Genomic DNA, 18231 nt, shown 5'->3' on the forward strand with positions numbered 1-18231 from the left:
CGGCCAGGAGCCTGGAGGGCCGGGAGCACCGAGCCGCTCCCGGCGCCTGGTACGGGGCCGCGCTTCGGCAGGCGGGAGTGAGGGGCCGGTGCCGGTGAACGGCGCCCCGCGCCCGGTCCCCGAGCCGGGGGCGCTGAAGCGGGCAGCGGTAGCAGGACGCAGGCAGCAGGAAGCAGGCAGCGGCGGGAGCAAAACGAGCAGCACGCAGCAGCAGGTAGCAGTCAGCAGGAGGCAGGAACGATGTCGCAGCCCTCACGACCGGAGGCGCCGCGCGGCGAGCCCACCGGTCGGAACGTCCGGCCGTCCCGCTCGCGCGCGGCCCACGCCGTGCGCGACCTGACGCCTGCCTCCCAGGCGGGCATGCGCCGCCGGAACCTGGCCCTGGTCATGCAGGTGGTCGCCGCGGAGGAGACGGTCTCCCGCGCGGGCGTCGCCGCCCGCACCGGCCTGACCCGGGCGACCGTCTCCAGCCTGGTGGAGGAACTGCTGGACGCCCGCCTGCTGGCCGAGCGCGGCCCGGAGGCACTCGGGCGTCCCGGCCGCCCGGGCAGCGCGCTGGTGCTCAGCGACGTCGGCCCGGCCGGCCTGGGCGCCGAGGTCGGGCCGGACCACATGGCGGTCTGCGTCGCGGACCTGCGCGGCGAGGTCCGGGTGCGCATCGAGGAGCCGGTGGACAACCGGGGCGTGGCGCCCGAGGACGTCGCGGCGCGACTGGCGGAGCTGCTGCGTCGGGCGGCGGCCGAGGCCGGCGCGGCCGACCTGTGGCCGCACGGGGTCACCGTCGCGCTCCCCGGCCTGTTGCGACGTCAGTCGGCCCGCTCCGCAACGGCCCCGGACGCCCCTGACCGGCCCCCGCTCAACGGCGCCGACGGCGCCAACGGCGGAGCGAGCGACGGCGCCAACGGCGGAGCGACCGACGCGAACGGCGAGCGACCGGTGCCGGACATCCCCGCCGCACCGACCGCCTCCTCCACCTCCATGGACTCCACCGCCCCCACCGACTCCCTGGTCGTCGTCGAGAAGGCGCCGAACCTCGGCTGGACGGACGTGCCGTTCGCCGTCCTGCTCCGGGCCGCGCTCGGCGAGGCGCTGCCGGGCGTGCGCATCGGCGTGGAGAACGAGGCGAACCTGTCGGCGCTGGCGGAGCTGTGGCTCGGCGGCCGGCCGTGGATGCGGGACTTCGTGCACGTCTCGGGGGAGGTGGGCATCGGCGCCGGGCTGGTGGTCGGTGGCCGGCTGTTCCGTGGCGCTCGGGGCTTCGCCGGGGAGCTGGGGCACCTCAGTGTGCGGCCCCGGGGCGAGCGCTGCGGCTGCGGCTCGCGCGGCTGCCTTGAGCGTTACGCCGGTGAGGACGCGATGCTGCGCGCCGCCGGCCTGGACCCGGCCGAGGTGGCGCACCGTCATCCGGGCCGTGGGGAGCGCATCCGGCTGTTGGCGTCGCGGGCGGAGGCGGGCGAGGAGGCCACACTGGCGGCGCTGGCCCGCGCCGGGCAGGCCCTGGGGGTGGCGCTGGCCGGCGCGGTGAACCTGGTGGATCCGGAGGCGGTGGTGCTCGGCGGTGCCCACGCCGAGCTGTCCCGCTGGCTGCTGCCGGCGGTGGAGCGGGAGATGCGGCGGCGCGTCACCGCCCGGCCGTGGCGGGCGGAGTGGCTCTCCGCCTCCGTCCTGGGACGCGACGGTGCCCTGCTCGGCGCGGCCAACACCGCGGTCCGGGAACTGCTCGCCGACCCCACCAGCGGCACGGTGACCGCGGCCCGCGGCTGATCGCGCCGCCGGAACCCGCAGTGGGCCCGTGATCCCGGATCGCGGACGGCCGCTGTCCGCCGGGCGTGGCAGACTCCGCGGCATGGTGGAGACCTCGGCACGTCTGCTGCGCCTGCTGTCCCTGCTCCAGACGCACCGGGACTGGGCGGGCGCGGAACTGGCGGAGCGCCTCGGCGTGACGCCGCGCACCGTCCGCCGCGACGTGGAGAAGCTGCGTGGGCTCGGCTACCCAGTGCACGCCACCAGTGGTGTCGCGGGCGGCTACCGGCTGGGCGCCGGGGCGAAGCTGCCGCCGCTGCTGCTGGAGGACGACGAGGCGGTGGCCGTCGCGGTGGGGCTGCGCAGCGCCGCCGGCGGCACGGTGACGGGGATCGAGGAGACCTCGGTGCGGGCGCTGGCCAAGCTGGAGCAGGTGCTGCCGGCCCGGCTGCGGCACCGGGTCAACGCGTTGCAGTCGGCCATGGTGTCGATGCCGGGCGGAGGGCCGACGGTCGGCGCCGAGGTGCTGACGGCGATCGCCACCGTCTGCCGCGACCACGAGCGGCTCCGCTTCGAATACCGGGGGCACGACGGCACGGTGAGCGTCCGGGACGTCGAGCCGCACCGCCTGGTGCACACCGGCCGCCGCTGGTACCTGCTCGCCTGGGACACCGCACGGGAGGACTGGCGCAACTTCCGGGTGGACCGGATGGAGCCGAAGGTGCCGACCGGCCCGAGGTTCACCCCGCGCCGGCCACCCGACACCGACATCGCGGCCTACACCTCGTGGGCGGTCTCCAACGCCGCGTACCGCTACCGGGCGCGGGTGACCATGCGGGCCCCGGCGGAGGCGGTCGCGGAGCGGGTGTCGCCCACCTCCGGAGTGGTGGAGGCGGTCGACGAGCACACCTGCACGCTCTACGCCGGGTCGAACTCGCTGGACGGGCTGGCGGTGCACCTGGCGGTGCTCGGCTTCGAGTTCGAGGTGCACGAGCCGCCGGAGCTGGTCGCGCACGTCCGCCGGCTGGCCGAGCGGCTCGGCCGGGCCGCGCCGTGACGCCGTGGCACCGTGGCGACGTGGCGACGTGACGGAACCCCCGTGACGCGAGCCGCCGGCGCCGGAAGCCGCCCCATGACGCAAACCGCCCCCTGCCGGAACGAACGTGTTCCGGCAGGGGGCGGGAAAACCCTCGCGCCGCCGGCCAGGGGTGGCCGGCGGCGCGAAGGGGCTCGCCATCCCGGAGGAGTGGGGATGATCGAGGCTCGGTGCCCTCCCCGCGGTTCCCGTCGCCGGCCGGTCAGTCCGGCCCCGACGCGGGGGAGGGATGGTCGGCGTGGGTCAGCCGTTCAGACCGTTGCCCGGACCGTTCTCGTCCTCTTCCACCTCCACCTCGGCGTTCTCGCAGTAGTTGCCGAGGGACGGGTTCAGCACGCCGATGATGTCGACGGTGTTGCCGCAGACGTTCAGCGGGATGTGGATCGGAATGTCGATCGCGTTGCCGGAGATGATGCCGGGCGAGCCCACCGCCGCCGTCTCGGACTCGGCCTCGGCGGCGGCGACGCCGGCGGTGCTGACGACCAGGGCGCCGGCGGTGGCCGTCAGGACGGCGGCCTTGCGAGTGAAGCTCATGGAAGACTCCTTCACATGATCAAGAGCGGGTCTTGCCTCACTCAACGAGCCCCTTTCCGGGTGGGCACGCGATCGGCGCGGAACTCACTCGGATGGCAGACACGCAGGTCAGAGCCACTGCGCTGGGTCCGGCCGGCCCGGAGGAACCGGCCGGACCGCTGATGTGACGTCAGCTCTCGGCGCCCGCAGGAGCCTTGGCCGCGCGGCCGGCGGCGCCGGCGCGCCGAGCCCGCGCGGTGACGGCTCAGGCGCGGTGGTACTGCAGCGGACCGGTGGTCTGGGCGCCCAGTCCGAGGGCGGCGTGCCGGGCCCAGTAGGGGTCGCGCAGCAGGGCCCGGCCGAGCAGCACGGCGTCCGCCTGGCCGGCCGCGAGCAGCTGTTCCGCCTGGAGGGGTTCGGTGATCATGCCGACGGCGGCGCTCGGCACCCCGGCCTCGTTCCGCACGCGCGCCGCGTAGGGCACCTGGTAGCCGGGGCCGGTGGGGATCGGCACGTCGGCCAGGGCGCCGCCGCTGGAGACGTCGATCAGGTCCACGCCGCGCGCGCCCAGTTCCTTGGCGAGGGCGACGGTCTGGTCGGCGGTCCAGCCGGCGTCGTCCCCGGTGGCGCCGTTCTCCTCCAGCCAGTCCGTGGCGGAGATCCGGAACAGCAGCGGGAGTTCGTCCGGCCAGACGGCGCGCACCGCGTCGACGACGGCGAGGGCCAGCCGGGTGCGGTTGGCGAAGCTGCCGCCCCAGGCGTCGGTGCGGCGGTTGACGGCCGGCGAGAGGAACTGGTGGATCAGGTAGCCGTGGGCGCCGTGGATCTCCAGGGCCCGGAAGCCGGCGGTGAGGGCGCGCCGGGCCGCGGCGACCATGTCGTCGACGAACTTCTCCAGGTCGCGTTCGACCATCGCGGCGGGGCTGTTCAGGCCGGGGAACGGCTCGTCGCCGGGGCCGAGCGGCTGCCAGCCGCCCGCCTCGACGGCGTGGGCGCCGCCGATCCAGGAGAGGTTGGCGGACGCCTTGCGGCCGGCGTGCCCGAGCTGGATCGCCGGGACGGCGCCGTGCCGGCTGATCAGCTCGGTGATCGGGGCCAGGGCGGCGGCCTGCCGGTCGTTCCACAGGCCGAGGTCCCCGGCGCTGATCCGGCCCTCCGGGCTGACCGCGGTGACCTCCAGCATCACCATTCCGGTGCCGCCCACGGCCCGGGAGGCGTAGTGCACCAGGTGCCAGTCGGTGGCGACGCCGGCGTCCGGGCCCTCCTGCGGGGCGGAGTACTGGCACATGGGGGACATCCACGCGCGGTTCGGCACGGTGACCGACCGCAGTGACAGCGGCGTGAACAGCAGCGGGGCCTCGGGCACGGTCGAGTTGTCGGGCATGAACCGAAGAACCCGACGCGCCGTGGCCGCCATTCCCGGCCGCCGGTGTGTCTCCCGTCACATGCCGGCCGGGGTGGGGGAACGGGGCCGGGGCCCGTCCGCGCGCTCGAGGTGAGCGGCGTACGGGCCCCGGACGCGGGAGCGGCGTGCCCTAGTGGAACTGCGGCACGATCAGGTAGATGCCGAAGAGCACGATCGCCACGCAGGCCGCGAAGGCGATCGCGGCGCCGGCGGTGGCGGAGGTCGCCGCCTGGCCGCGCTCCACCGCCGCCTCGCGGCGGGACAGGCCGCGCAGGCCCAGGGCGAAGACGAAGGCGATGAGGGTGCTCGCGCCGACGCTGACCGCGAGGACCAGGCCGAGCGAGCTCCACTCGATGAGGTGCATGTCGGGGGTGTCCCTTCGGGGTGCCGGGCGGTGGCCCGGTCAGGAGGAGGAGACGGTGGTGCCGGTGCCGGCCGCGGCGGGCTCCGTGCCGGCGGAGGCGGAGGCCGGGGCGGGGGCCGCCGCGGCGGCGAGGGGGGCCGGCGCTGGGGCGGGCGACGGGATGGTGGCCGTCATGGCGAGCAGCGCCGAGCCGCCGGCGACCGCGCCGGCCGGGTCGGCGGTGGCCGGAGCCGTCGCTGCCTGGGCGGCCACGGCGTCGCCACCGGGCAGCGGCTCGGCCGGCGCGGCCCCGTCGGCCGCGGTCTCGCCGGGGACGTCGTTGACGTTGCCCGCGGTGATCGGCTTGCGGCGGGAGGCGAGGTAGATGGCCAGGCCGCCTGCGACGCCCAGCGCGGCCACCGCGGCCACCCCGAGGTCGCCGCGGGTGGCGATGGCCGCGGAGACGGCCCCGACCAGCCCGGCGCCCGGGAAGGTCAGGCCCCAGGCCAGGACCATCCGGCCGGCGACGGACCAGCGGATCTCGCGGGCGGAGCGGCCGAGGCCGGCGCCGATGATGCCGCCGGAGGCCACCTGCGTGGTGGAGAGCGAGAAGCCCAGGTGCGAGGAGGTGAGGATGACCGCGGTGGCGCTCGCCTCGGCGGCGAAGCCCTGCGGCGACTGGATGTCGGTGAGCCCCTTGCCCATGGTGCGGATGATCCGCCAGCCGCCCATGTAGGTGCCCAGGCCGATGGCCAGGCCGGCGGAGAGGACCACCCAGAACGGGGGCAGCGAACCGCCCGGCAGCATGCCGGCGGAGACCAGGGTGAGGGTGATGATGCCCATCGTCTTCTGGGCGTCGTTGGTGCCGTGCGCCAGCGAGACCAGCGAGGCGGTGGCGACCTGGCCCATCCGGAAGCCGCGGGAGACCGTCCGGTCGTCCACGCCGCGCACCATCCGGTAGGTGACCCGGGTGGCCAGCAGCGCGGCCAGGGCGGCGACGACCGGGGAGACCACCGCGGGGATCAGGACCTTCTGGGCCACCACGTCGAAGTGGACGCCCTGGGTGCCCGCCGCGTACAGGGTGGCGCCCACCAGGCCGCCGAAGAGCGCGTGCGAGGAACTGGACGGCAGGCCGAGCAGCCAGGTCAACAGGTTCCACAGGATCGCGCCGACCAACGCGGCGAAGACCACGTCCGGGCCGATCAGCCCCTCCTCCACCATGCCGCCGGAGATCGCCTTGGCGACCTCGACGGACAGGAAGGCGCCGACGAGGTTCAGCACCGCCGAGATGGCCACGGCGACGCGGGGCCGCAGTGCGCCGGTGGCGATGGAGGTGGCCATGGCGTTGGCCGTGTCATGGAAGCCGTTGGTGAAGTCGAAGATCAACGCGGTGACTACCACGACCGCGACCAGGAACGATATGTCGCCCATATCGGGGATACCCGCCAGACGGTAGGTGTATCGGGACGGTCTTCCCCCCGGGTGGAGGAGGAAGCGAGCCCGAAGGTAAGCGGGATTGGTGAACAAACGGTGAACTAGTGAGGTGCTCGTGATTACCGGCAGGTGTATCGGGGGTCTGTAGCGCCTGATCGGCGCGGTCGGTGTCCAGCATGTGGGCGCATCGGTATCCCTTCGCCGGCGCCGCCGGTTCCGGCCGCCGGTGGCCGCGGCCCGGCACCCTCGCCGAGCGCCCTCCGGGTCCGCCCGCGGCCCGCGCCGCCGCCATTTCCCGGGCCTCCGCGGCGTCGTGGCGCCGCTGTGGCACGGGTCGCCGCACCCTGCGGCGCGCCGACGCGCAGGGGGAACACCAGCCCCAGGCGTCACACGTTGTGGTTTAGTGTTCACCCTTTCGGGTGACCAGCAGCAATCGAATGGGCACTCCGAGTGGCCGTGCTGCCAAGGTTCTGTGATGTTCGCGGCCCTGAACCCGTCCGGACGACATCGACCACACGACGGCATCGACCACACGACGGCATCGACCACACACGGGTTCCGGAATCCGGGGGATGCGCCGCGACGGAAAGGCCAGTGCCAGACCCAGACCCCAGTAGATTGCGAGACCCGGTGCGGACACCGCCTCCGGAAGGCCGGCCGCTCGACGCGGCGGCCTCCGAACGACTCCCCGAACAGCCGGCGGCCGGCACGGCTCCCGCCCCCGGCGCCTCCGCCGGCGGCCCCGCCGCCCCCCGCAGGCCGGCGGGCGTCGCGATCCGCCGCCTCCCGCTGCGGACCCGGATGGCCGCGGTGGTCGCCGTCCCCCTCACCGCGGTCACCCTCGCCGGCCTGCCGACGGTACTCACCACCGCCCACCAGACCGCCGGCGCCGCCGACCTGGTGCGGCTGGCCGAGGTGGACACCGCCGTGTCCCGGCTCACCCGCGACCTCGCGGACGAACGCGACGCCACCGCCCGCTCGGTCGCCGGCGGCCTCGCCCCCGAGGTCGCCGAGGAGCGCCGCGCGGTGGACACCGCCGTCGCCACCTTCCGCGCGGCCGTCGACGGGGGCGCCGCCGAGGACCTCCCGCCGGACAGCACCGCCGCCGCCCTCGCCGCCCTCGACCAGATCGACGGCCTGCGCAGCTCCGCCCAGGGCGGCGCCGGCGACGCCATCGCCCTGATCGACGGCTACGGCTCCGTCATGGCCGAGCTCGGCGCGATGCGCGCGGACGCCCTCGTGCTGGCCGAACAGCTCGCCGCCGCCCACGGGCCCGGCCTGCTCCCCGCGCTGACCGGCGCGGACGGCGAGGCCGCCGGAGTCCTGCTGCCGCTGGCCACCATGGCCGCCGTGGAGACGGCCGTCGCCGAGCAGACCGTGCAGCGCGGCCTGCTGGACGTCGCCGCCGCCAAGGGACGGATGACCGCCGACCTCTCCGCCGCCCTGCGCCAGTCCGTGGAGCGCCAGGAGGAGGCGCTGGTCGTCTTCCGCGCCGCCGCCAAGGCCAAGCTGATCCAGCACTGGAACACCACGGTGGCCGGCGCCGACGTGGACCGGGCCGACCAGTTCGTCCGCGAGGCGCTGGCGACCCCCTCCGGCGCGCCGCTGGAGGCCGACCAGGCCGAGCAGCACGCGGCGCTGGAGGTCAAGATCGACCGGATGCGCGCGGTCGAGGACACCCTCGTGCAGTCGTTGACCGACCGCACCGCCGCCACCCAGGACGAGGCCCGGCGCGGCCTGCTGCTCGCCGTGGCCGCCCTGGCCCTGCTCGCCCTGGCCACCGGCGGCGTCACCGTCGCCGTGGCCCGCTCGGTCACCCGCCCGCTGAGCGCCCTGCGGGCCGGCGCCACCGCCGTCGCCGAGGAGCGCTTCCCGCGCATCATCCGGGCGCTGGAGCAGCGCACCGGGCGGTTCGGCACCACCCCGGCCGTGCCGGACGCCGCCGAACTGCGCACCGAGCCGATCACGGTGGACGCCGACGAGGAGATCGGCGCCATCGTGGCGGCGTTCAACTCCGTGCAGGAGGAGGCCGTCCGGCTGGCCCGCGACACCTCCCGGCTGCGCGGCAACGTCGGCGCCACCTACGTCAACCTCTCCATGCGCACCCTCACCCTGGTCGAGCGGCAGCTCAACCTGATCGAGAACCTGGAGGGCCGCGAGGAGGACCCGGACCAGCTGGAGAACCTCTTCCGGCTCGACCACCTCGCCACCCGGATGCGGCGCAACAGCGAGAACCTGCTGGTGCTCGCCGGCACCGACCCCACCCCCGCGATCCAGGAGCCGGTGCCGCTGCTCGACGTGCTGCGCGCCGCGATCTCCGAGATCGAGCGGTACGAGCGGGTGCACATCCAGTTCCTGCCGCCCACCCACGTGGTCGGCCGGGCGGCCGACGACGTCAGCCACCTGCTCGCCGAACTGCTGGAGAACGCCACCGCCTTCTCCCCGCCGCAGACCAAGGTGGAGGTGAGCGGCTGGGTGCTGGACAACGGCGAGGTCATGCTCTCCGTCGAGGACGCCGGGATCGGCGTGCCCGACGACCGCATGCGCGCGCTCAACGACCTGCTCGCCGACCCGCCCGCGCACGACATCTCCAGCTCCCGCAGCATGGGCCTGTTCGTGGTCGCCCGCCTGGCCCAGCGGCACGGCATCCGGGTGCAGCTGCGCCCGGTGCCGGACGGCGGCGTCAACGCCGTGGTGACCGTGCCGGCCGGTCTGCTGGCCGCCGACCGGGTCGGCGCGGGCGACCTCGCCGAGCAGCACGAGGCCCAGCGCCGCCGCTCGCTGACCGGCGGCCGCCCGCGCACCACGGTCAACGGCGTCGCCCGCGCCACCGGCGCCCCGGCCGCCGAGCCGACCGAACGCGCCGCCCCCGCCGAGCCGGTCGGAACCGCCGACCGGGCCGACGACGGCGCCGCCGCGTCGGGCGCCGCCGCGGCCGGCGGCGTGCCCGCTCCCGGCCGCGGCGAGGACGACGCCGCCCCCGACGGCGGCCCCGGCCAGAGCCAGAGCCGGGCGCGGCACTCCCGGTACGCCCGCCGCGCCGTCCGGCGCATCCCGGCCCCCGGCACGCCCCCGTCGACCGAGCCGGAGGAGACCGGCGCCGGCGCCGACGCGAGCACCGACCCCGGCACGGACGCCGGCCCCGCACCCGCGGGCGGCGAGGCGCCGGAGGCGGCCGGCGACCGGCGCGGCCCGCGGGGCCGGACCGGCGCCGACCCGGACGCCGGCCAGGGCGGCGCCGGCCAGGGCGTCACCGACGGCGGACAGGGGGGCGGGGCGGCCCGCGAACTGCCCCGCGGGACCGCCGAGCGCCACACCACCGAACCCGGGGTCCCCGGCGCCTCCTCCGTGGCGGGGGACCCCGATGACGCGGATCCGCTGACCACGGCCGACGACGCCACCGGGGCGACCGGCGCGGCACCGGTCGCCATGCCCCGGCCGCGCAGCCGGACGGCCGCGCCGCACGGTGCCGCCGGCGTCGGCCGGGCCTCCGGGGCCGCCGGTTCGGCCGGCCCCACCCAGGCCGGTGGCGTGCCGCCGGCGCGCTCCCGCACGGACGGCGACCACTCCACGGCGCCGTCCGCCGCGGGCGGCACCCAGCCCGGCGCCGCGCCCGGTGTCCAGCCCGGCGCGGCGGCAGGCGAGGAGGCGGCCCGGACCGCGGACGGCGGCGCCCCGGGGGCCGCGCCCGCGGCCGACCCCGAACGCACGCCGGCGGGCGGCACCGCCCCGAACGGCGCCGCCCCGAACGGCACGCCACCCGGTGGGACGGCGCCGAACGGGCTCGTCCCAGGCGGCGCCGCCCCGAACGGCACCTCGCCGAACCCCGACGGCACCGCCGCGGGCGGCCCGGCCGCGGCCGGCGGCCCGGCCTCCACCGGCGGCACCGCGCAGGCGGCCGGCACCGGCCAGACCACCCCCAGCGGGCTGCCCCGGCGCATCCCCCGGGCCAGCGCCATCCAGGGCACGCCCGGCGCCGCCACCACCGGCCTGGGGCGCGTTGGCGCCGGCGGCGGGCGCACCACGGCCGAGGAACTGCGCCGCCGCCTCGGTGGCTTCCAGCAGGGCTCGACCCGGGGACGCCGCGAGGCGCCCCGCCTGGACGGCCCGGCGTCCACCCGGAAGCGCGACGACCAGGAAGGCCACGACGATGAGTGATCCCGCCGGCGAGCCGCACGGCGGCAGCGGGACGGTCGCGGCGCCCGAGGCCCCGTCCCCGTCCCGCCCGCTCAGCCGCGGCGCGCGCAACCTGCACTGGCTGCTGGACGAGTTCACCACGCAGGTGCCCGGCGTCGAACAGGTCGTCGTGGTCTCCTCCGACGGTCTGCTGCTGGCCTCCGCCGCGCCGGAGGACGCGGTCCGCCCCAGCACCCTGGGGCTGAGCCCGTCCCGGCGCGCCGACGCCCTGGCCACCGTCGTCTCCGGCCTGGTCAGCCTCGCGGACGGCGCCGCCCGGCTGATGAACGAGGGCGAGCTGCGGCAGACCGTCGTGACCATGGACTACGGGCACCTGGTGGTGATGGCCATCAGCGACGGCTCCTGCCTCGGCGTGCTGGCCGCCGTGGAGGCGGACCTGTCGATCGTCGGCTACCAGATGGCCGTCTTCGTGGAGCGCGCCGGCCACGTGCTGACGCCGCAGCTGCGCTCCGAACTGCACCGCGCGGCGGCGACGCGGTGACCGCTCCCCCGCCCCCATCCCGCGCCGCGGCCGACGGCCTCCGTCGCCGCGGCGGGGGCCCGCACACAGACCGCCAGGAACGGAGGACCACGTGGTGAACGGGGACCACGGGAGGACGTCCCGGGTTCGTCCGTACGCGATCACCGGCGGACGGACCCGGTTCGGACACGTCCTCCTCGTCGAGACGCTGGTCTCGGCGATCGACCGTCCGGACACCCGGCCCGGCCAGGTCATGCCGGAGGTCCGGGCCATCTGCGACCTGTGCCGGAGCGTCCGGTCCGTCGCCGAGGTCTCGGCTCTGCTGAAGATCCCGCTCGGAGTCGTCCGTGTCCTGATCAGCGATCTCGCGGATTCCGGAAGGCTCCGCGTGCACCGCACCGACCACGGTGCGGGGCAGCCCGATCGCGCACTGCTCGAAAGGGTGCTCAGTGGACTTCGCAAGCTCTGAAACGACCACGATCCGCTCGCAACGCATCGCGTCGACGATCTCCACCAAGATCGTCGTCGCCGGCGGCTTCGGGGTGGGCAAGACGACCTTCGTGGGGGCGGTCTCGGAGATCACCCCGCTCACCACCGAGGCGGTGATGACCCAGGCCAGTGAGGGGCTCGACGACCTGACCGGCACGCCGGAGAAGACCACCACGACCGTGGCCATGGACTTCGGGCGGATCACCCTGGAGTCCGACCTGGTGCTGTACCTGTTCGGCACCCCGGGCCAGCAGCGGTTCTGGTTCATGTGGGACGACCTGGTGCGCGGCGCCATCGGCGCGGTGGTGCTGGCCGACACCCGCCGGCTCGCCGACTGCTTCCCGGCCATCGACTACTTCGAGGGGTGCCGTCTGCCGTTCGTGGTCGCCGTCAACCACTTCGAGGGCAGCCAGGAGCACGCCGTGGACGACGTCCGCGAGGCGCTGGCGCTGCCCCCGGACACCCCGGTGGTCACCTGCGACGCCCGTCGTCGTTACTCGGTCGTCGAGTCCCTGATGACGTTGGTCATGCACGCCCTCGAAGCGCAGCGCGAGCAGGTCTGAGCGACCGGCGGCGCGGGTGGCGGCGAGGGGGCGGAACCGCGCCGACCGCCCCGACGCCGCGCGAGGGCCCGACCACCGCGACGGGCGCACCCAACATGAGGAGACGGGAAGACCGCGGCAATGCGAAGGATTCTGATCGTGGGGGCCGGGCAGTCCGGCCTCCAGCTCGCGCTCGGGCTGCAACAGCACGGCTACGACGTGACCCTGATGACCAGCCGGACCGCCGAGGAGATCCGCGGCGGCCGGGTCATGTCCACCCAGTGCATGTTCCACGGCTCGCTCCAGACGGAGCGGGAGCTCGGGATCAACTTCTGGGAGTCGGACGCCCCGCTCATCGAAGGGCTGGGCGTGTCGGTGGCCGGGCCGGACGGCAGCCGGCCGGTCGACTGGGTGGGCCGGCTGCGCGGCTACGCCCAGTCGGTGGACCAGCGGCTGAAGATGGCCGGCTGGCTGGAGGAGTTCGCGGCCCGCGGCGGACAGGTCGTGGTGCACGGCGTGACCGTCTCCGACCTCGACTGGTTCGCCCGCTCCTACGACCTGGTGCTGGTCTCGGCCGGCAAGGGCGAGCTGGTGTCGATGTTCCAGCGGGACGCCTCCCGCTCGCCGTACGACGCGCCGCAGCGGGCGCTGGCGGTGACCTACGTGCACGGCCTCGGGCCCCGGCCCGAGCACGACTTCCTGGCGGTCCGCTGCAACCTGGTGCCCGGCGTCGGCGAGCTGTTCATCATGCCCACGCTCACCCTGTCCGGGCCGGCCGACATCCTGTTCTGGGAGGGCGTGCCGGGCGGCCCGCTGGACGTCTTCACCGACATCAAGGATCCGGGCGAGCACCTGGAGCTGACGCTCGACCTGATGCGCACCTACCTGCCCTGGGAGTGGGAGCGGACGCACGGCGTCGAGCTGACCGACGCCGGCGGCACCCTCGCCGGACGCTACCCGCCGACCGTGCGGCGGCCGGTCGCGGAGCTGCCGTCCGGTGGGCTGGTGCTCGGCGTGGCCGACGTGGTCGTGGCCAACGACCCGATCACCGGGCAGGGCTCGAACAACGCCGCCAAGTGCGCCGCCTCCTACCTCGCCTCGATCCTGGAGCACGGCGACCGGCCGTTCGACCGGGAGTTCATGGAGCGGGCCTTCGACCGCTACTGGGACTACGCCCGGCACGTGACGGCGTGGACCAACGCCATGCTGGCGCCCCCGCCGCCGCACGTGCTGGAGCTCTTCGGCGCGGCCAACACCTGCCAGGACATCGCCGACCGGGTGGCGAACGGCTTCGACACGCCGTCGGACTTCCAGAACTTCTTCCTCGACCCGGCCGGTTGCGCCGACTACCTGGCGGAGCTGGCGGCCGCCGGCCGGCTGACCCCACCGGGGGGCGACGCGGCCCGGCCGGACGCCCAGCCGGAGGGTTCGGATCCGGACGCGGGGCTGCCCGGCCCGCGCGGGTCGCGGCAGCAGGCGGAGGATGCCGCGCACCGCTGACGGCGGGTGACACCGGTGGCGTGGTCCGGGCGCCGGTCCCCACGGGGGGCCGGCGCCCGGCGCCCGTTCGCCGGACCGGCCGGCCGGCGGCTTGACACGGTCACGCGCGCGGTGGGAAGCAGGAGGCGTCCTGACGCCGTGTCCCCACGGCCCACCCCCGGGTGGCGGCCGGGGGGCCGGCCCGTCGTCGTCTTCACGGGGGAGACACGCATGTCCCATTCCGCACCACACAGACCCGCCGCGCCGGCCGCGCCCGACCGGCCGGCCGGACCCGACCGGCCCCGGCGGACGGCGGGCAGCCTGCTGCTCAACCTGGGCACCGTCGTGCTGCTGCTGCTCGCCATGGGCTGGATCGCGATGCTGATCGACGACCCGGACGGCTACGGCTTCCCCGAGGACGAGCCCGGGGAGTGGCTGGCACCGGCGTTCGGCGTGGGGTGCCTCTTCGTCGCCGGAGGGCTGCTGCGCACGCCGTCCGCCGTCCGCCGCGGGGCCCGGGTGCTCGCCGGCTGGGCCGCGCTGCTCGCCTCCTACGCGGTGTTCGCCGCGCTGGTCCGGCTCGGCTACGCGTGGGGCGGCACCGACGACGGGCCGAACACCGCCTGGCTGGTCCCGTCGCTGATCGTCGGGGGGTTCGCCGCCTTCGGCGGGTTCTTCGCGCCGCGCCCGCCGGTTCCCGAGGAGGCCCTCTCCCTCGGCTCCCGGCTCGCCTTCCTCTACGGGGCCATGGCGGCGCTGGGCGGTGCCGTCGCACTCAGCACGGCGACCCGGTGGATGGGCTGGCTGCCGGAGGAGGGTGCTCGGGGGACGGCGCTCTTCTTCGGCGCTGTCGGCGCGGTCCTGGGCATCGGTGTGACGCTGCTGGTCGCCGGGGCGGTGACCCGGCTCGCTCCCGGGGCCGGGCCGCGTGGCGCGGAGCGCGGCTCCCCGCTGGGGGCGGGCGCGGTGGTGCTCGGGCTGGCCGTCGCGCTCGGCGCGTACTACACGGTGATCGCGCAGCTCGGGCACGTGTTGGACGCCGGTCCGGTGCGGATCGTCGCCTTCGTGCTCACCGTGGTGGCCGGCCCGCTCGGCTGGACGCTGCTCGGCTCCCGCCTGCGGGATCGTCTCGCCGGGCTGCGCCGACGGCGGCCGGTGACCGGGGAGGGCCGGTGACCGGGCAGGGCTGAGGGAGACGCCGCCGCCTGCCGCCTGCCCGCACGCGCGGGCAGGCGGCAGCGGTCATCCGAAGATGCGCTCCAGCAGGCCCTGGTCGGGCTCGTCCGGGGCGGTGCCGCCCTCCGCGGGCGCCGAGCCGGAGTCCGAAGGCGTCGGCTCGCCGGCGGACCCACTGCCGGACGGGGTCGGCGAGGCCGACGCGCCGGGATCGCCCGACGGCGGCTCGGAGGAGGCCGGCGCGCTGGGGGACTGCGAGGTCGACGGCCCGCCGCTGGGCGCGGTGGACGGGGAGGCAGAGGGGGACGGCGCACCGGCGGACGGCGAACCGGGGGACGTCGGGCCCGGGGACGGCGAGCCGGAGGGCGGCCGGGAGCCGGGAGCGCCGGTCCCGTCACCGGCCGACGGCGCGGTCGGCCGTCCGGTCGGGTGGGGCTGCGGGGTGGCGGCCGGCTGCGGCGGGGGCAGCGGGGTGCCGCCGGGGCGGTCGCCCTCCGTGGAGTAGCCCACGTCGACGAACCCGGTCGGCGCGGTCGCCGACGCCGGGATCTCGGGCGACTCCCACTCGGGCAGCGACGGAGCGTCGCCGTCCGGCCGCACCGCGCCCAGCACGTGCATCGAGGCCACCGGGGCGACCTTGATCACCGATCCCGGGCGGGGGGCGTGGATCACCTGGCCGTCGCCGATGTAGATCGCCACGTGGGTCGCGCCGGGGTAGTAGATGACCAGGTCGCCGGGGCGCATCTGGCCGACCGGGACCTTCGGCAGCTGGGCCCACTGCTGCTGGCTGGTGCGCGGGATGGTGACGCCGGCGGAGAGCCACGCCTGCGAGGTCAGGCCGGAGCAGTCGAAGACGTCCGGGCCCGCCCCGCCCCACACGTACGGCTTGCCGAGCTGCGCGAAGGCGTAGGCGACGGCGGCCTGCCCCTGGTCGGACGGCGTCCGGCCGCCGTCCCGCAGCAGCAGCGGGTAGCGGGCCAGGAACTCGGTCTGCGCCTGGGCGGTCCGGGCCTCCTCCAGGGCCTGGAGGTCGGCGAGCTGGGCGCCGGTGAGGGAGAGCACCATCCGCTCCGCCTCGTCGAGCCGGCCCAGCAGTTCCGTGCGGGCCTCCTGCTGGTCGGCGGTCAGCCCTTCGACGCCGGTCAGTGACGCCTCGGCCTCGGCCAGGATGGCGGCCAGCGCGTCGCGGGCGTCCTGGAGCTCCGCCAGCTCGTTGGCCTGCTCGCGGGCGGCCTGGTCGATCAGCCGGTTGCCGGCGTCCAGCTCCTCCGGCGTGTCGGAGCTGATCCAGCCCCACAGCTCGGACAGGTGCCCGGAGGAACGATACTGCTCGCGGGCCAGGGCGCCGACCGCCTCCTCGGCCCGGGCCACCCGCTCGCGCTGCTCCTCCTCCTCGGCGCGCAGCTCGGCGACCCGGGCGCGCTGCCGGTCCAGCCGGTCGGTCAGCTCGTTGTAGCGGTCGTTGGCGGCCGAGACGTCCTCGTACAGCGCCATCAGCTGGTCCAGCAGCCCGCTGAGGTCGATGCCGGCGGCCTGGTCGGCGGCGGCGTCGACGTCGGGGGCGGTGGCCGCGGCGGTGGGGGTGTCGGGCGCGGCCAGCGCGGGGGACCACACCGCCCCGGGCGCCGTGGCCAGCAGCGCGGCGCCGGCCAGCACGAGCGAGCAGCGCAGCGCCGCGCGCCGCCAGATGGAGGACCGCCGGGTGGAGGACCGCTGGGCTGCCGACATCCGGGACGCCTCTCTGTCGTGTCCGCCCGGCCGGTGGCGTCCGGCCGGGAACGCGTGGATTGACGCGCCGTCGCACACGGATGGTTGCGCACACCGGCACCACCGGCAAGGGCTCTTACCAGCCGCTCACCTGAGTGTCATGTGGCGTTCGCCGAGCCGCCGGACGCCCACCAGTCGCGGCAGAGCACGATGGTGGCGTCGTCGTGCCGCTTGATGCGGGGTCGGCTCCGGGTCCACGGGTCGGCGGCCTCCGCCGCGCGCACCTGCTCCAGCACGGCCACCGGCCCGTCCCGCAGCAGCGTCGCGGCGAAGGCGGCCCAGTCGCCGAGCCGGAAGAGCTCGACCCAGCGGCCGGCGCCGTCGGTGAGCAGGGCGAAGGCGGACAGCTCGGCCAGCGGCACCGCTCCGGTGAGCGCCTCGGCGGCGGCGTTCGGCCGGGAGCCGGCCGTCCAGAAGCCTCCCTCGGTGTTGCGCAGCGCGTCCACGGCGGCGGCGTAGGCGGCGTGCGCCGCCTCCCGTTCCGGGCCGGGCGGGGTTCCGCCGAAGGCGTCCCGGAACCGCTCGCGGACGTCGGCGACGACGCGGTCCACCCGGTCGTCGGTGACCACCCGGGGCGGCGGGAGCGGCGCCGGGGCGCCGTCGGGCGCGGCGGGCTGGAGGAGCAGGGAGGAGTCGGCGAGCGCCAGCCAGTGGAGCTCCCCGCCGGCCAGCCGGACCGCGGTGACCGTCGCCGAGGGCGTCGCCGGGTGGTCGAGGTCGCAGCTCGCGCGGTGCAGGTCGGCGGTGGCCTCGATGGCCTCCGCGAGGCAGTCGGCCATCGGGCGGAGGGGCTCCGCCTCCGTCCCGCCGGCCGGCTGGAGGGACTCCTCCAGGCGGGCGAGCAGCGCCGTGCCGAGGGTGCGGGCGTACCAGGGGACGCCGTGGGAGCAGCCGGTTCCGGTACGGGGGTTGGGGGTGACGCCGTCGAGCACCACGACGGTCCGTGACCCCACGGCGGCGAAGTCCTCGTTGGGCCGGTCGGGCCGGCCGGGAAGGGTGGCGCTGTCGGTCCGCATGGCGCCAGTCTGCCGGGTCGGCCGGCCGATATGTTGGGGGCGAGTCATTCGCACGCCCCGTTTCTCTCCCGAATCGGGGGGCGGGGAGGGTAGGTGACGGGCATGGACTTCTCCGAGTACGCCCCGGTGCTGGATCTGCGACGGCTGGAGCTCGACGGCAGCGTGGTGCTGGCGGTGCGCGGGGACCTCGACCTGGACACGGTCCCGGAGCTGCGTGACGGCATCACCCAGTGCCTGGCCCACCGTCCCACGGTGATCATCGTGGACCTGCACGACGTCGGTTTCATGGACTCCGCGGGCCTGGGCACCCTGCTGGAGTGCCACCGGCGGGCCTCCTCGGTCGGCGTGCGGCTGCGGGTGGCCAGCGCCTCGCCGCTGATCCTGCGGGTGCTGCGGATGACCGGCACCGCCGCGACGCTGGGCGTGGAGTGACCCTGCGCGGGGAGTGAACCGGGGCGTGGGGTGAACCGGGGCGTGGGGTGAACCGTGGGGTGGAGCCCCCTCCGGCCGGGAGCGGGGGACGCCCGGGGTGGACGGCGCGGGGCCGTTCCCTCCCGGTGGGGGGAGGGAA

Annotated in this window: 15 protein-coding genes; 9 read left to right on the forward strand and 6 right to left on the reverse strand. The window is 76.2% G+C overall.

Going from position 1 to position 18231, the window contains the following annotated elements; translation table 11 throughout:
- Positions 1–240 precede the first annotated feature (240 nt).
- Positions 241–1764, forward strand: coding sequence for an ROK family protein (locus FHU37_RS16540; protein WP_246449938.1), 1524 nt, complete (start codon positions 241–243; stop codon positions 1762–1764).
- A gap of 82 nt (positions 1765–1846) precedes the next feature.
- On the forward strand, positions 1847–2800 hold the full coding sequence (locus tag FHU37_RS16545; RefSeq protein ID WP_179814940.1) for a helix-turn-helix transcriptional regulator: 954 nt from the start codon (positions 1847–1849) through the stop codon (positions 2798–2800).
- Between the two features lie 282 nt (positions 2801–3082).
- Here FHU37_RS16545 and FHU37_RS16550 read toward each other — a convergent pair whose 3' ends face one another.
- The 4 genes from FHU37_RS16550 to FHU37_RS16565 form a co-directional block, all read right to left on the reverse strand.
- Positions 3083–3373, reverse strand: a complete 291-nt coding sequence (locus FHU37_RS16550) for a chaplin (RefSeq protein WP_179814941.1) — start codon at positions 3371–3373, stop codon at positions 3083–3085.
- 244 nt (positions 3374–3617) lie between these two features.
- Positions 3618–4736, reverse strand: coding sequence for an NADH:flavin oxidoreductase/NADH oxidase (locus FHU37_RS16555; protein WP_179814942.1), 1119 nt, complete (start codon positions 4734–4736; stop codon positions 3618–3620).
- A gap of 151 nt (positions 4737–4887) precedes the next feature.
- Complete coding sequence (locus tag FHU37_RS16560; protein WP_179814943.1) at positions 4888–5121, reverse strand: hypothetical protein; 234 nt, start codon at positions 5119–5121, stop codon at positions 4888–4890.
- 39 nt (positions 5122–5160) lie between these two features.
- Positions 5161–6531, reverse strand: a complete 1371-nt coding sequence (locus tag FHU37_RS16565; RefSeq protein WP_179814944.1) for an inorganic phosphate transporter — start codon at positions 6529–6531, stop codon at positions 5161–5163.
- A gap of 633 nt (positions 6532–7164) precedes the next feature.
- On the opposite strand from FHU37_RS16565, the gene FHU37_RS16570 reads away from it, so the two are divergent.
- From FHU37_RS16570 to FHU37_RS16595, 6 genes are all read left to right on the forward strand, one after another.
- Positions 7165–10692, forward strand: coding sequence for a sensor histidine kinase (locus FHU37_RS16570; RefSeq protein ID WP_179814945.1), 3528 nt, complete (start codon positions 7165–7167; stop codon positions 10690–10692).
- Positions 10685–11212: a roadblock/LC7 domain-containing protein gene (locus FHU37_RS16575; protein ID WP_179814946.1), complete on the forward strand. Its 528-nt coding sequence runs from the start codon at positions 10685–10687 to the stop codon at positions 11210–11212. The genes FHU37_RS16570 and FHU37_RS16575 overlap by 8 nt, the downstream gene beginning before the upstream one ends.
- A gap of 94 nt (positions 11213–11306) precedes the next feature.
- Positions 11307–11660: a DUF742 domain-containing protein gene (locus tag FHU37_RS16580; protein WP_376773957.1), complete on the forward strand. Its 354-nt coding sequence runs from the start codon at positions 11307–11309 to the stop codon at positions 11658–11660.
- Entirely contained in the window at positions 11641–12243 is a 603-nt protein-coding gene (locus tag FHU37_RS16585) for a GTP-binding protein (protein WP_179814947.1), read from the forward strand. Before FHU37_RS16580 ends, FHU37_RS16585 begins: the two co-directional genes overlap by 20 nt.
- Before the next feature lie 120 nt (positions 12244–12363).
- Positions 12364–13722: a styrene monooxygenase/indole monooxygenase family protein gene (locus FHU37_RS16590; protein WP_179814948.1), complete on the forward strand. Its 1359-nt coding sequence runs from the start codon at positions 12364–12366 to the stop codon at positions 13720–13722.
- 210 nt (positions 13723–13932) lie between these two features.
- Positions 13933–14877, forward strand: a complete 945-nt coding sequence (locus FHU37_RS16595; protein ID WP_179814949.1) for a hypothetical protein — start codon at positions 13933–13935, stop codon at positions 14875–14877.
- A 66-nt stretch (positions 14878–14943) separates the two neighbouring features.
- Here FHU37_RS16595 and FHU37_RS16600 read toward each other — a convergent pair whose 3' ends face one another.
- Positions 14944–16605, reverse strand: a complete 1662-nt coding sequence (locus FHU37_RS16600; RefSeq protein WP_179814950.1) for a C40 family peptidase — start codon at positions 16603–16605, stop codon at positions 14944–14946.
- A gap of 137 nt (positions 16606–16742) precedes the next feature.
- Positions 16743–17660 (reverse strand): hypothetical protein, encoded by a 918-nt coding sequence (locus FHU37_RS16605; RefSeq protein ID WP_179814951.1) that lies wholly within the window; start codon positions 17658–17660, stop codon positions 16743–16745.
- 102 nt (positions 17661–17762) lie between these two features.
- Here FHU37_RS16605 and FHU37_RS16610 point away from each other — a divergent pair, with 102 nt between their 5' ends.
- Positions 17763–18092, forward strand: coding sequence for an STAS domain-containing protein (locus tag FHU37_RS16610; protein ID WP_179814952.1), 330 nt, complete (start codon positions 17763–17765; stop codon positions 18090–18092).
- The last annotated feature ends 139 nt before the right edge of the window (positions 18093–18231 follow it).

The sequence above is a fragment of the Allostreptomyces psammosilenae genome, assembly GCF_013407765.1.
In the GTDB taxonomy this organism is placed as follows: Bacteria; Actinomycetota; Actinomycetes; order Streptomycetales; family Streptomycetaceae; genus Allostreptomyces; species Allostreptomyces psammosilenae.

Bases quoted from the DNA above. Each gene is read 5' to 3' on its own strand.
- FHU37_RS16540 (WP_246449938.1), top strand. From the start codon at position 241: ATGTCGCAGCCCTCACGACCGGAGGCGCCGCGCGGCGAGCCCACCGGT.
- FHU37_RS16545 (WP_179814940.1), top strand. From the start codon at position 1,847: ATGGTGGAGACCTCGGCACGTCTGCTGCGCCTGCTGTCCCTGCTCCAG.
- FHU37_RS16550 (WP_179814941.1), bottom strand. From the start codon at position 3,373: ATGAGCTTCACTCGCAAGGCCGCCGTCCTGACGGCCACCGCCGGCGCC.
- FHU37_RS16555 (WP_179814942.1), bottom strand. From the start codon at position 4,736: ATGCCCGACAACTCGACCGTGCCCGAGGCCCCGCTGCTGTTCACGCCG.
- FHU37_RS16560 (WP_179814943.1), bottom strand. From the start codon at position 5,121: ATGCACCTCATCGAGTGGAGCTCGCTCGGCCTGGTCCTCGCGGTCAGC.
- FHU37_RS16565 (WP_179814944.1), bottom strand. From the start codon at position 6,531: ATGGGCGACATATCGTTCCTGGTCGCGGTCGTGGTAGTCACCGCGTTG.
- FHU37_RS16575 (WP_179814946.1), top strand. From the start codon at position 10,685: ATGAGTGATCCCGCCGGCGAGCCGCACGGCGGCAGCGGGACGGTCGCG.
- FHU37_RS16590 (WP_179814948.1), top strand. From the start codon at position 12,364: ATGCGAAGGATTCTGATCGTGGGGGCCGGGCAGTCCGGCCTCCAGCTC.
- FHU37_RS16595 (WP_179814949.1), top strand. From the start codon at position 13,933: ATGTCCCATTCCGCACCACACAGACCCGCCGCGCCGGCCGCGCCCGAC.
- FHU37_RS16600 (WP_179814950.1), bottom strand. From the start codon at position 16,605: ATGTCGGCAGCCCAGCGGTCCTCCACCCGGCGGTCCTCCATCTGGCGG.
- FHU37_RS16605 (WP_179814951.1), bottom strand. From the start codon at position 17,660: ATGCGGACCGACAGCGCCACCCTTCCCGGCCGGCCCGACCGGCCCAAC.
- FHU37_RS16610 (WP_179814952.1), top strand. From the start codon at position 17,763: ATGGACTTCTCCGAGTACGCCCCGGTGCTGGATCTGCGACGGCTGGAG.